Source organism: Paenibacillus piri (assembly GCF_004354045.1).
GTDB lineage: Bacteria > Bacillota > Bacilli > Paenibacillales > NBRC-103111 > Paenibacillus_S > Paenibacillus_S piri.
Genome location: NZ_SMRT01000002.1, coordinates 384,252 through 397,726 on the forward strand (window position 1 = coordinate 384,252; position 13,475 = coordinate 397,726).

Genomic DNA, 13,475 nt, shown 5'->3' on the forward strand with positions numbered 1-13,475 from the left:
TGTTAAAAATTATACTTAGTTTTATTAAAGGTGGTGAGAGTGTGCCTATTGAGACAGTTCCGGAATGGATGGTTAATCTGGAAGATGAGGATATTGTGTTCATTAAAAAGTTTCTCCAAGCTTCCGGTTCTCTAAAAGAAGTAGCCAAACAGTACGGCGTTACTTACCCTACTGTTCGGCTTAGACTTGATAGACTGATTCAGAAGATTCAAATCAGTGAGAATAATTCGAATGAACCATATATTAACTTAATAAAGCGAATGGTCATAAACGAAAAGATTGGTTTAGATGCAGCTAAGATTCTTATTTCAGAATACAAAAAATTGAAAGGATGATAATAATTGTGATAAAAACAATTTTAATGGCACTTTTATCTGTGCTGCTTCTAACTGGGGTTGTTTTCTTGCAGATTTTCTTTTCGAAGAAAGATAATAAATGGTTGGGCTTGATACTTCCAGCAATTACTTTGATTATATCTATCATGGCTACATTGGGACTTATACTTTATACACCAGTGGCAACCTTAACCGAGCAAGGTTATAAAACCATTTTAAATACTGTTCAAATACCTAAGGTTGCAACTATTTTCAAGATGTTCTATATTTTTTTCATTTATAACATTCCAACGGCAATCTTACTTGGCGTATATTTTGCCTGTCGTGGAAAATTAAAAAGAACTAGGGAGATTGAAAAAATGAGCGTACAAGATTTGGAATAGTGGGTATTGTAGGTGAATATGCAGCGTAGAATTTTTCGAGGCTTTGCAGAATTTCGAGGTCTTGTTTCAAGGAAGCAACTAATGATGAAAAACGGTTACTCCTACGGGCACTGATTAAGGAAATACACATGGAAGCTGACCGCAAGAGCATTAAAAATATCGACTTCTGGTTCTCAGAAGACGATTCTTTACGGATTCTACTTTACCATTTACTGACGCGGGGAGAACCGTATCATAAGTAAAGGCAAGTAAGGCTGCCGTTCTCCTTTGAAACGCATAGAAGCTTGAGATACCGGCCAGATGAAAGAGCAGCGGCATAAACCAGAAGGAGGAATGGAATCACAAGAGATGACAATACATTCGTTTCTCCTTTGATATAGAACGGATTGGGGTCATCAAAAATTCTTTCCGTATGATAAAGGAATAAATACAGGATGCCTATATTTCTGAGCCAATCGATGTAATCCTTGCGCATAAATTTCCTCTCCCTAAATGAGGCTCTACCACGAACATAATCAGGTCAGCAACCGAGAATGCATGCATCGCGTAATGGATCCAGACCAACGAGCATATTGCGAATTTCTGTCTGTGTTTCTCAAGTGGAAGGGCAAATGGGACAGTAAGCTTAAAAGCGATGAAGCCTCCGCCAATAAAATTGTTATGGAATCCGACTCGGGCCATATGTCCGCCAGCAGAAAGTAGGCGAACTGGAGTGGCTGGAGGGAAGTGAATTACTGTAAATAGTCAGACTGGCCATTTTTTGACCATGCAAAAATAGCGACTACCGATATCTTCTTCTCGAGGTTGAATGGATTTCTTTACACTTGTAGCTAAGGACAGAGAGGATTCCAATCGCTTGACATCGAATAAGACTAGACCAGATCCTAAAAGCGTAAGCTTTAACATAAGGGGGTAACTATGAAACCATTCAGCCTGCGGCGAAGCAAACGGTTCACAATCGATGGAAAATTTGCGCTGTTTGCCCGGTTTATTTTGTCCTATATTGTCATATTGATGATACCCCTTTGCTTTACCGGAATTTTCCTGTATCAGCGCTTCAGTGAAACTCTCTACAAAGAAGTAGAGAACGCAACGCTGGTAACCGTCTCGCAGACATTGGACACGGTTCAAACCAGGCTGAAGGAGTTCGATAACGTCGCTGTTCAGCTTACCCAGAACAGCAGCGTAAGCCCCTCGCTGTTTGCGCAGGATGTAGATCTTTTGCCGGAATTTGACTTCTATAAGATTTCGCGGGAATTGAAGAATATGCGAACCGCCAATACGTTTATAGATAACATCTATCTTTATTACCGGAATTCCGATGTGGTTGTTTCAGCGGACAGTAAATACAGCTTTAGCATGTTTTATAACGTGTTCTCTCCTGCCGGAATGCCGGAGGCGAAGTTGAAAGAGCTGTTGGATCACAGCAGCGAGAAACAGGTACTGCCAGTTGAAGTGATGGACGGCCTAAATTCGAAGCAAGATCGGATCGTCTATTTCAAACCGCTGCCGGTTGCGGATACAACTCACAAGGCTATGCTGATGATTACGATGGATGCCCAAAATATAAATAAAATGATGAGCCTCATTCTTGGAAACTACAGCGGGAGCATGTACATTACCGATACGATAGGACGAGTCGTCAACAGTATCAGCAACGATGGGAATGTGCTTGAAGCTGGTGAATTGAAGGCTTTGACGGGAAAGAACAAGGATGGGGTTTATTATAGAAACATTAACGGAAAAGAGAAGATCATCTCCTATATCAAATCGGAGTCTACGGGCTGGGCCTGTATATCCGTGCTCGATTCCGGAGGCGTGCTTTCCAAGGTAAACGCCACGAAGGTTCTGGTCCTGATCTTGTTCGTTCTATCCGTTCTCATCGGGATCGCATTGGCCTATTATTTCTCCTATCGTCATTACAATCCGATTCGCAAAATCGCCGACAGCATCTACAAGTATCGGGAAAATGAAGAACAGGGGCAGGAGGGCTACAAGCATGAGCTCGATCTGATCGATAAAGTCATGACGACGATTATTAGCAAGGATAAGGATTTGCGCAGCAGCATGGATCGGTACCAATCTGTCGTACAGGCCGATTTCTTCAGGCGCCTTCTCAAAGGGGAATATCGGGACCGGCAAGCAGCGCTGGAAATTTCCGAATTTACCGGCTTGAAGCTGAGCTCCGGTCCTTTCGCCGTCATGCTGTTTCATATCGATGCGGCGGAGAGTCTGGTGCAGGAAAGCAATGAACCGCTGCTGGGCTTGTACCGGTTTTCAATTGCCAATGTAGCCAAGGAAATGTGTGAATCGCAGGCGGTAGGCCATACGGTCGATATCAGCATCGATAGGGTAGCGCTCGTTTTGGATTTTGGCGAGAAGGAAGCTGTGCAGGAGGAAACACTGTTAGCCATGGCTCAATCAACCAAAGATTTCTTTGAGAAGCGATTTAAAATCACGTTAACGATCGGAATCGGCAATGTGTGCCAGAATCTGATGGAAATCTCCAAATCCAGCATGGAGGCGCAATCCGCTTTGGAATACAGAATGGTGAAAGGTGGCAACACGGTTATTTTGTTCCAGCAGATCGTGACAGGCTCCACCGAACGGCACTTCTACACGCTGCAGCATGAGCAAAAGATACTGGATTGCCTGAAGCAAGGGGATTTTGAAGGGATACGCGAAGTATTGGATCAGGTGATTCATCGAATTGAGCATAGCCCCACATCGATAAGCATGGCCCAGTGCATTTATTTCGAGATTGTTAACACAGCCATGAAAGCGCTTGCCGAACTGGAGCCTGACGACTACAACGAAATTATTCGCCGTGCGAACACCTTGCCTGCCTTCTTGCAATGCAAGACGCTGCAGGAGGTTTACAAGCAAACGGTCAGCTTTTATCAAAGCATTTGCGAGCATATCAGCATGAGTAAAGTGCGGGAACAATCGGATTTCAAGCAGGAGGTCATTGAATTTGTCAAAGCCAACTGCTGTGATCGAAATCTTTCCTTAGGCTACCTGGCCGATAAATTCGATGTATCGCAATCGTATTTGAGCCGGTTTTTCAAAAACCAGTTGGAAACCAGCTTCGTTGATTATTTGCATGCTCTAAGGCTGGCGAGAGCGAAGCCGTTGTTAATGCATACCGGTAGGAGCATAGCGGAGATCGCGGAGGATTGCGGGTATTCCGACAGCCACAGTCTGATTCGGGTGTTTAGAAAATATGAGGGAATCACACCGGGCCGCTTCAAGGAGATGTACGGCTCCAAATCCTCCTGAGTGCCCTCGCTTTAAGGCGGCTGCAAAATATGAACAGCTGCAAAAAATGCACATACAAATGCCCGAAAACCTAGCAGCAATGCAGACTTTTGACACCTCAGCAAGATAGCAACATGTGAAATTAACGTTCATTTACTCTCCTTTTTTTCTCATGCTATACTGCAAAAAAACAGATTGGGCAGGTGTATGAGAGATGAGAAGTGCAGTGCTAAAAAATCTGTATAGAAGCCGTTACCTTTATTTAATGATTGCTCCGGTAGCGGCTTACTATATTATTTTTGATTATATCCCGATGTATGGCGCGCAAATTGCTTTTCGGGATTTCAACCCGTTCGTAGGGGTTTGGGGCAGCCAGTGGGTCGGCCTCAAATATTTCGAGCAGTTTTTTTCCTCCGTTTATTTTACACGTTTATTGGGAAACACCTTAATGATCAACTTGTATGCGCTTCTAGTAGGATTTCCCGCTCCAATTATCCTCGCTTTAATGATTAATGAGGTACAGAAAAACTTTTTAAAGCGAGGCATTCAGACGATCGTCTATATCCCCCATTTCATCTCTCTGGTCGTTGTCGTAGGGATGATTCTTTCCTTTCTTTCCCCCAGCAGCGGTATTGTCAACGTGATGATTACTGCGCTTGGCGGGGAGTCGGTCCATTTTATGGCTGAACCGGCCTGGTTTAAAACCATTTATGTGCTATCGGGTGTATGGCAAGAGGCCGGATGGGGCTGCATCATTTATTTGGCTGCTTTGTCCGGGATCGATCCGCATTTATATGAGTCTGCCGTCGTTGACGGCGCGAGCCGCTGGCAGCGTCTGATCTCGATTACGCTTCCTAGTATCGTACCGACGATTATGATTATGCTCATCCTCCGGATGGGCGGGTTGTTTAGTGTCGGTTTTGAAAAAATTATGCTGATGTATAACCCGATTACCTACGAAACTGCCGACGTCATCTCGACTTATGTGTACCGGCGGGGCATCCAGGGAGGCGAATACAGCTTTTCTACGGCGGTAGGGCTGTTCAATTCGGTTATCAATCTGGTGATGCTGGTTACGTTTAACGCAATAAGTAAAAGAATGAACGGCACGAGCTTGTGGTAGGGGAGGAAGAAAACTATGAATATCAAAGAAAGCTTCAGCGAGAAGCTGTTTGAAGCCGTTATTATTTTGATTCTGTTGGCGATATGCACATCCGTTCTGTACCCGGTGCTGCTGATTGTAAGCAGCTCGCTGAGCGACCCTATCGCCGTATTAAAGGGACAGGTGCTGCTGCTGCCGGTAAATCCTACCTTGCTGGTCTATGATATGGTGTTCAACAATCCCGAAATCTGGGGTACCTACGGAAATACGATTATTTACACGGTTGTGGGTACTTTCGTAAACGTAGCTTTGACGGCGCTGGGGGCGTATCCTCTGTCCCGCCGGGACTTTTACGGAAAAAATATATTTATGTTGCTGTTCGTGTTCACGATGTTTTTCAGCGGAGGGATGATTCCCAGTTATTTATTGGTGAAAAATCTCGGGCTGCTGAACACGATGTGGGCACTGATCCTGCCGGGGGCCGTCAGCACATGGAACCTGATCATCATGAGAACCTTCTTTCAGAGCACGATTCCGGTGGAGCTGCAGGAGTCAGCCTTTATCGACGGCGCATCCGATTTGACCGTATTTTGGAAAATCGTGCTGCCTCTGTCTGCGCCGATTCTCGCAGTAATGACGCTATTCTACGGTGTGGGCCACTGGAACAGCTGGTTTCCGGCACTGCTCTATCTGTCGGACAGGACGTTGTACCCGCTGCAAATCATTTTACGCGAAATTTTGATCCAAAGCTCTACGCAGGATATGTCCGGAGGCGCAATATCCGATCAGGAAATGATTGGCGAGGGGATCAAGTACGCCACGATGGTGGTCGCGACCCTGCCTATCCTCTGTCTATATCCGTTTCTTCAGAAATATTTTGTAAAGGGGGTTATGGTGGGGGCAATCAAAGGGTAGTGTAAGCGTGAAAACGTATTTTTTCGAACATTTAAAATTAGGGGAGGAAGTTAGAATGAAAAAATCGATGAAGTTCAAAACCGGAATTGCCGTTGTGGCTACGGTTGGCATGGCATCCACCATGCTGGCCGGCTGCAATACGAGCGCCAGCAAGCCGTCGGCAAGCAGTCCGCCTGAAAAAGGGGCCGGAACTCCGGCTGCAGGGGATGCGGCCAAGCAAAAAATCAACTTCAAAATTTTGGTGCCTAAAGCGGCTCACGAGATGCCTTACGATAAAATGGATGTGTTCGTGAAATTGGAAGAAAAGACGAATGTCCATATCGATTGGGACAATCCGCCGGCGGAAAACTTCAAAGAAAGAGTTAATCTGGTGATGGCCTCCGGCGATTTGCCCGATATGATTGTGCAGACACCTATAACGGAAGTTTTGAAATATGCCCAGATGGGGGCGATTATCGATTTAAACGATCTGATTGAGAAAAATGCGCCTAATCTGACCGCTCTGATGAAGAAGTACCCGAATATTAAAAAGTGGATTTCGACGCCGGAAGGCAAGATCTACTACTTGCCGCGCCTTTACGCGGATGACGAGAGCAGCAGACCATCCCGAATCAACAACCCGCTTCAGATCCGCCAGGACTGGCTGGAGAAGCTGAACCTGAAGGAGCCGGTAACGACCGATGAATGGTACACGGTACTGAAGGCGTTTAAAGAGAAAGACCCTAACGGAAACGGCAAGATGGACGAAATTCCATACAGCACCAACGGCATCGGGTTTGTAAGAAATCTGTCCCGAGCCTGGGACGTGGAGGACACGTTCTATATTCCGAAGGGCTCCAAGGAAATCCGCTTTGGCCCGATCGAGGACCGGTTTAAAGAGGCGCTCACCTGGATCAACCAGTTGTATAAGGAAGGATTGCTGGATAAAGAATTTGCGACCAATGATGAGAAGGCTTTCCAAAGCAAGGTGTCGCAAAATCTCGTCGGCTCCTACAGAGGGCTGTTGGGCGGACATTTAAGAGCGTTTAACGAAACGCTTCCGAAGACGATTCCCGGCTTCAAATTGGTGGGAACCATACCTATGAAAGGGCCGCACGGCGATCAGAGAGAGCCGCTCGGAGGTATCGTGGGAGGCGCGCATACGGTTATTACCAAGTCTAACAAGAACCCGGCCGAGGCCGTGAAATGGCTCGATTATTTCTATGGTCCTGAAGGCTCCGCTTTTCTGTCCTTTGGTCCTGAGGAAGGGAAAACGTTCACCAAGGAGCCTGGCGGCCGCTATCACTATTCCGACTTTGTACAGAAAAATCCGAACGGCATGTCGGCCAAACAGGCAATCGGCACGTTCTCTCCGATCCAGAGCGCATGGCCTGTTCTGCATCATCCGGATACGACCCTGGAGATGAATCCGAGCTTTAACGTGGATGCAATGAACAAAATAGCTCCATATGCGTTAGACGGCATCCCTGAGCTTGGCTTCAAGAAAGAAGACGATGAAGTGCGCCGCCAGGTGATGAATGACGTTCAAACCTATGTCGACGAGATGATTATTAAATTCATTATGGGCAATGAACCACTCAGCAACTGGGATGCTTATGTGAAGCGCGTAAAATCTATGGGTATCGACAAGGTGCTGAAAATTTACAATGATACGTATACAGCGTGGTCAAAAATGTAAAAAGGTCCGACGCGGCAGACGTTGGAATGGATCTTTGGGAGGGCTTGCATTGTATAATCAAGGGTTGAAGGAAGGTGCGGAAATGAAGCCGGTACAGCTCATTTTGGATACGGATATGCTGACGGATTGTGACGATACCGCCGCATTGGGTATGCTGCATGCGATGGCGGATGCCGGTGAGGTTGACATCTTGGCAACGGTGGTTTCTTCCCGTTATCCGATGTCGGCGCCGGTCGTCGATGTGATTAATACGTATTATAACCGGCCGGAGCTTCCGGTCGGGGCGCCCAAGAACGGAGCGGGCGCTTTCCGGGACGATTCCAGCTTTCTCGATAAATTGGCTGCAGAATTCCCGCATCGGCTCGCCTCCAATGAAGAGGCGCCGGATGCCGTCGAGGTGTACCGCAGGGTGCTGGAGCAGGCGGAGTCTGGCAGCGTTAAAATTTTGACCATCGGTTATATGTCCAACTTGGAAAATCTGTTGAAGAGCGGGCCGGACGCGATCAGTCCGCTGCGCGGCTTGGAATTGATCGAGCGCAAGGTTTCTGAATGGGTTTGTATGGGCGGCAATTTTCCGGTAGACGTTGCCAAGGACAACGTGAATTTTACCAGGGATGCTTCGGCTGCCGTATATACCATTCGGAATTGGCCTGGCCGAATAACATTCGCAGGCCGGGAAATCGGACACAATATCAAAGTGGGCGAGGCGCTGCGGCAGACTCCGGACGACAATCCTGTGCGCAGAGCCTACCAGCTTCACCGGGACCGGTTTGACCTCGGTCATTGGAATCATCATACGGCCGACCCCAGCGCGGTACTCTACGCGGTCAGAGGATTATGGGATTATTGGGAGCTCGAAGCGGACGGCTATATCGATATTCAGGATGACTGCTCGTTCGTATGGAGGAAGAAGCCGGGGCGTAATCAGGGGTATCTGCTTCAGAAGATGGACCGGGCCGAGATGGGGGCTATCATGGAAGAACTGATAGTCAGGCCGCCGGCGGGAAAACCGTACAGGGAGGCTATAAACTGATATCACTCCCGCTTCGCACTGAAAACGGAATTAATCGGGAACCGAAATAAAGGTGAAGGAGCGTGAGGACAATGAAGCCTAGAACTGTATTGGTGGGAACAGACTGGTGGACCGATTGTGACGATGTTGCTGCAATGAGAGTGCTGGTATGGGCAGAGAAGCAGCGGATGATTGATATCATGGCGATTGGCATAAACGCCTGCATGGAATATTCGGTAATGTCTCTGGATGCCTTTCTGCAGGAAGAAGGCAGACCGGGCGTGCCGATCGGCATTGATCATAAGGCGACTGACTTCGGAGGCAACCCTCCTTATCAGAAAAATATGGCGGCAGGCACGCATTCAACCAGAACGAATGCGGATTGCGAGGATGCCGTACGAGTATATCGAAGAAGCTTGGCCCATGCCCAAGACAAGCTCGATGTCGTTGAAATCGGTTATCCCCAAGTATTGGCGAATTTGCTGCTCAGTCCCGGAGACGATATTTCGCCTCTGACCGGATTGGAGTTGGTAAGCTGCAAAGTAAACAAGCTGTGGATGATGGCAGGCAACTGGGGCGATGAGGGCAACGGGGTGGAAAACAATTTCGCACGAAATCCGCGATCAAGAGCAGCAGGGTCTTACTTATGTGTGCATTGGCCGACTGCGATCACATTCCTGGGGTGGGAAGTCGCCAACAACATACTGACAGGCGGAACATTGACTTCCTCGACGGATCTTGTTGCGCAAGCGATGCGCGATCACAATTCTTCTCGAGGAAGAAGCTCCTGGGATCCTATGCTGGTACTGCTTGCATGCCAAGGTGATGAAACGGAAGCGGGATATCGTACCATAACCGGGACAGCTCGAGTAGATGAGCAAACGGGAAGGAACTCGTTCGAAATTCTCCCGAATGGCAATCACAGCTATGTCATCAAGACAAAGCCGGATGAGTATTACAAAGCTGCCATCGACAATATTTTAGAGAGTATGCAGAGAGCATAGGTTCGCTATAAAGCGGCTTGCCATGATAATATAAGATGTCAAGACAGTTTTGAAGGTTTTGCAGCCAGGCAGCTGTTTATGTAGTCATCCGAGCTCTTGTCATTTATGAGATCAAGTTCTTGTCAACCGACAGCTGTAAGAGTAAAAGAACATATATCGATTTGAATCCGCGATTTGAGCGGATTTTTTGTTTTATAGTTATAACTTCTTGTCTTTTCAAAAAGACAAGAAGTTATATTGTTTTCCAAAGATGGACATAAGATTGAAACGTTTTCCGTAGTTGATAAACGATAAAGGTTTCGAGTCCATTTTACATAATACAATAGATCGTTTTGTCCCGAAATTCGGATTCCTTTATATGTTCTTATTGAGAAGGAGAGAAGCAAATTGTTGTTCCGTTTGTATGACTTGAAATTGAGAAGAAAAATGGGAAACCAATGCGGTAAAAATCTAATAACACAAGGACATCTTGAGAGAAGAAATGCAATATCGCAGTTTCTAAATGTTGACATGCCGGCCAGAAGAAAGAGCAGCGGCATAAACCAGAAGGATGAATGAATCACAAAGATGAAAAGGCTCTTGATCAAGCCTGCCGATCTTACCTGTGTGCAATAAGAGCATACCTATCTGCATTCACAGGGGGTATGTTTTTCTTTATAGTATGGATTGTAAGCGGTTAAAACAATAAGGAGGGTTGTTCAATGCGTTATAAACATCCGGTGATTGCATTGGTGAGCACATCGCTTGTGTTTGGAGTGGCAGGGTGCAGTGGATCAACTGTTTCGCAATCAAAGGCACCTCAATCCGGGACGAAAGATAATGCCAAACAGCAAGAAAAGGTTGAATTGCGAATTAGCTGGTGGGGGGGAGAGCCTCGTGCGAAGATGTACAATCAGATCATTGATAATTTTGAAAAAAAATATCCCCACATTAAGGTGAGTCGGGAATTTGCTGATTTTGGGCCTTATTGGGATAAGCTGTCAACACAGATGGCAGGCGGTAATGCACCGGACATTGTGCATATGCATCAGACGAAACTGGCCGATTACGCCAAAAGAAACCAGCTCTTGGCACTGGATGATTTGGTTAAAAGCAAAGAAATTGATTTGACGGACTTTAGCCCGGCCGTCGTGGACAGCGGCAAAGTAAACGGAAAGCAGTATGCCGTTTCGCTTGGCTATTCTGTAGATACGGTTTACTATAATGCGGATTTATTCAAGCGTTCAGGTGTAACGCCCCCGGCCGAAAATTGGACTTGGGACGATTTTATCAAAAAAGCGATTGAATTGAAAAAAGCAGTCAATAGGGACGATTTCTGGGCTATTGAGGACGGAAGCGGCAGTGAAAGCTTTTTGGGATACATATTGAGGTATAAAGACAAAGATTTATATACAGAAAGCGGTAAGCTGGGATATACCAGGGAGGATATGATCGAATACTTCAAAAACTGGGACGTATTGCGTAAGGCAGGTGCAATTCCGCCGGCGGCGAAGCAAGCGGAAGCAGGGGGAAAAGAACACGACCAATCCATGTTTATTAAAGGGAACACAGGCATGAGAGGCGTTCCGGCTAATCAATTAAAAATATATCAAGCACTTACAAAAGACAGGATTGAGATCGCAAGAGTACCTTTGATTCCCGGCGGAAAAACAAACGATACGCTAGGCGGGGCCTGGATGAGCATTTCCGTAAAGTCCAAACACCCGAAGGAGGCTGCGTTGTTTATCCATTATTTTGTTAATGACCAGGAAGCCGGAAAAGTTTTCAAGACGGAACACGGTCCGGTTGGCTCCCAAAAAATGAACGAATTTGTGAAGCCGTTGCTGAATCAGGAAGAAGTGAAAGTTATCGAGTTTGTCGGTAAAATATCCAATCAAGTAAAGCTGGCTGTAACGCCTCCTCTTGGAGTAGCGGAAGTGAGCAGGGAATTTAAAGTAGCGAGCGAAGAAGTTGCATTCGGTAAGAAGTCGATCGAGCAGGCGGTTAACGATTTCTTTGCAAAAGTGGACAAAATTTTAAAATAAATACTTGGAGGATGAAAGATGAAGTTTTACAAGAGCATTACAAGGGATGCTGCTGGTTATTTATTTCTAACCCCTTGGCTCATCGGTTTGCTGGCTTTCACTCTCATTCCGATTGTTGCTTCATTTTATTTGGCTTTGACTGATTATGATTTATTTTCTCAGCCAACCTGGGTGGGTCTGGATAATTATAAGGAAATGTTCACCAATGACCACCGATTCTACCAATCGTTAAAGGTAACCGTAACCTACGTCCTCATTGGGGTGCCTCTTGAGCTGATGTTTGCGTTGCTTTTGGCGCTTGCGCTATCCAAGGGAATAGCAGGTCTTCGCTTCTATCGTGCCGTATATTATATTCCTTCTCTTTTTGGAGGCAGTGTGGCTATTGCGATATTGTGGAGAGAGGTGTTCGGAGCGGACGGTATTTTCAACCAATTGCTTTCCGTATTCGGCATTACGGGAGTCAGTTGGATCGCTTCACCGGAATATGCGGTGTATACACTTGTACTACTGAAGGTTTGGCAATTCGGTTCGCCGATGATCATCTTTTTGGCGGGGCTTCAGCAAATTCCCAAGGAGCTCTATGAATCAGCCGGAATTGACGGCGCGGGCCGCCTCTCCAGCTTGCTGCATATTACGTTTCCGCTTTTGACGCCGCTCATATTTTTTAATCTTATTATGCAGATTATATCGGCGTTTCAAGCGTTTACGCCCGCTTATATCATCAGCAACGGGAGCGGAGGTCCGTTGGATTCAACCTTGTTTTATACGCTGCTGCTGTATCGGGAAGGGTTTGCGAATTTCAACATGGGATATGCCTCTGCTTTGGCGTGGGTACTGCTGGCGATCATAGCTGTATTTACCGCTCTAACCTTCATTTCATCAAAAAAATGGGTGCATTATGAATAACGGGAGTATACGTCTGATGGTAATTTTCAAAGCAAATAAGCTGATTTTACATCTGCTGATCATCGCAGGCTCGTTACTGATGTTATATCCGTTAATCTGGATGATAAGCAGCTCTTTCAAGCAGCCGGACCGAATATTCACAGATACGGGACTTTTGCCGGAGGCTGCAACCTTAATTAATTACATTCAAGGCTGGAGAGGAATCTCGGATACGTCCTTTTCTGTATTTTACAGCAATTCCTTTCTTGTCTCCGGACTCTCCATACTCGGCAATATTCTGTCATGCTCGCTGACCGCCTATGCTTTTGCAAGATTGGAGTTTAGGTTTAAAAAAACGTTGTTTGCCGTGATGCTGGTCACGATGATGCTTCCTCACCATGTATCCATGATCCCGCAATATATTATTTACAGCAAACTGGATTGGATCAATACGTATTTGCCGTTGATCGTACCCAAGTTTACAGCTGCGGACGGGTTCTTCATTTTTTTAATCGTCCAATTCATTCGCACGCTGCCGAACGAGCTGGATAAAGCGGCTACGGTTGACGGTTGCGGACCGTTTCAAATTTACGCAAGGATCATTCTGCCGTTATCATTGCCGGCTCTTGTTACTACGGCAATCTTCACATTCATTTGGACGTGGAACGATTTCTTCTCTCAGCTTCTGTATTTAAGCGAATTGAAAAAATATACGATTTCTCTTGGGTTGCGGATGTTTCTCGACTCCAGTTCCGAATCCAGATGGGGGCCGATGTTTGCCATGTCTGCCTTGTCGTTAATTCCGGTATTCTTCATATTTATTGTATTTCAGCGTTACTTAATTGAAGGCATTGCCAGCGGCGGCTTGAAAGGATGATG

General features: G+C 46.2%; 11 protein-coding genes. All 11 read left to right on the forward strand.

Features of this window, described 5'->3' with window-relative positions; genetic code table 11:
* Positions 1–41: 41 nt before the first annotated feature.
* The gene (locus E1757_RS06570) at positions 42–335 is read left to right on the forward strand and encodes a DUF2089 family protein (protein WP_133226043.1); all 294 of its coding nucleotides are present in this window, start codon (positions 42–44) and stop codon (positions 333–335) included.
* Between the two features lie 8 nt (positions 336–343).
* Entirely contained in the window at positions 344–718 is a 375-nt protein-coding gene (locus E1757_RS06575) for a hypothetical protein (protein ID WP_220446485.1), read from the forward strand.
* Positions 719–1,636: 918 nt separating this feature from the next.
* Positions 1,637–3,997 (forward strand): helix-turn-helix domain-containing protein, encoded by a 2,361-nt coding sequence (locus tag E1757_RS06580; protein ID WP_133226044.1) that lies wholly within the window; start codon positions 1,637–1,639, stop codon positions 3,995–3,997.
* Between the two features lie 193 nt (positions 3,998–4,190).
* Positions 4,191–5,099, forward strand: coding sequence for an ABC transporter permease (locus E1757_RS06585; protein ID WP_133226045.1), 909 nt, complete (start codon positions 4,191–4,193; stop codon positions 5,097–5,099).
* A gap of 15 nt (positions 5,100–5,114) precedes the next feature.
* Positions 5,115–5,993: a carbohydrate ABC transporter permease gene (locus E1757_RS06590; RefSeq protein WP_133226046.1), complete on the forward strand. Its 879-nt coding sequence runs from the start codon at positions 5,115–5,117 to the stop codon at positions 5,991–5,993.
* Positions 5,994–6,048: 55 nt separating this feature from the next.
* Positions 6,049–7,671: an extracellular solute-binding protein gene (locus tag E1757_RS06595; RefSeq protein ID WP_133226047.1), complete on the forward strand. Its 1,623-nt coding sequence runs from the start codon at positions 6,049–6,051 to the stop codon at positions 7,669–7,671.
* Positions 7,672–7,720: 49 nt separating this feature from the next.
* On the forward strand, positions 7,721–8,704 hold the full coding sequence (locus tag E1757_RS06600) for a nucleoside hydrolase (protein ID WP_165971983.1): 984 nt from the start codon (positions 7,721–7,723) through the stop codon (positions 8,702–8,704).
* 71 nt (positions 8,705–8,775) lie between these two features.
* Positions 8,776–9,687, forward strand: coding sequence for a nucleoside hydrolase (locus E1757_RS06605; protein ID WP_133226049.1), 912 nt, complete (start codon positions 8,776–8,778; stop codon positions 9,685–9,687).
* Between the two features lie 701 nt (positions 9,688–10,388).
* Positions 10,389–11,711, forward strand: a complete 1,323-nt coding sequence (locus E1757_RS06610) for an ABC transporter substrate-binding protein (protein WP_133226050.1) — start codon at positions 10,389–10,391, stop codon at positions 11,709–11,711.
* Positions 11,712–11,729: 18 nt separating this feature from the next.
* Complete coding sequence (locus E1757_RS06615) at positions 11,730–12,617, forward strand: carbohydrate ABC transporter permease (protein WP_133226051.1); 888 nt, start codon at positions 11,730–11,732, stop codon at positions 12,615–12,617.
* 16 nt (positions 12,618–12,633) lie between these two features.
* Complete coding sequence (locus tag E1757_RS06620; RefSeq protein ID WP_133226052.1) at positions 12,634–13,473, forward strand: carbohydrate ABC transporter permease; 840 nt, start codon at positions 12,634–12,636, stop codon at positions 13,471–13,473.
* The last annotated feature ends 2 nt before the right edge of the window (positions 13,474–13,475 follow it).

Bases quoted from the DNA above. Each gene is read 5' to 3' on its own strand.
- E1757_RS06615 (WP_133226051.1), top strand. From the start codon at position 11,730: ATGAAGTTTTACAAGAGCATTACAAGGGATGCTGCTGGTTATTTATTT.
- E1757_RS06585 (WP_133226045.1), top strand. From the start codon at position 4,191: ATGAGAAGTGCAGTGCTAAAAAATCTGTATAGAAGCCGTTACCTTTAT.
- E1757_RS06610 (WP_133226050.1), top strand. From the start codon at position 10,389: ATGCGTTATAAACATCCGGTGATTGCATTGGTGAGCACATCGCTTGTG.
- E1757_RS06605 (WP_133226049.1), top strand. From the start codon at position 8,776: ATGAAGCCTAGAACTGTATTGGTGGGAACAGACTGGTGGACCGATTGT.
- E1757_RS06590 (WP_133226046.1), top strand. From the start codon at position 5,115: ATGAATATCAAAGAAAGCTTCAGCGAGAAGCTGTTTGAAGCCGTTATT.
- E1757_RS06620 (WP_133226052.1), top strand. From the start codon at position 12,634: ATGGTAATTTTCAAAGCAAATAAGCTGATTTTACATCTGCTGATCATC.
- E1757_RS06595 (WP_133226047.1), top strand. From the start codon at position 6,049: ATGAAAAAATCGATGAAGTTCAAAACCGGAATTGCCGTTGTGGCTACG.
- E1757_RS06580 (WP_133226044.1), top strand. From the start codon at position 1,637: ATGAAACCATTCAGCCTGCGGCGAAGCAAACGGTTCACAATCGATGGA.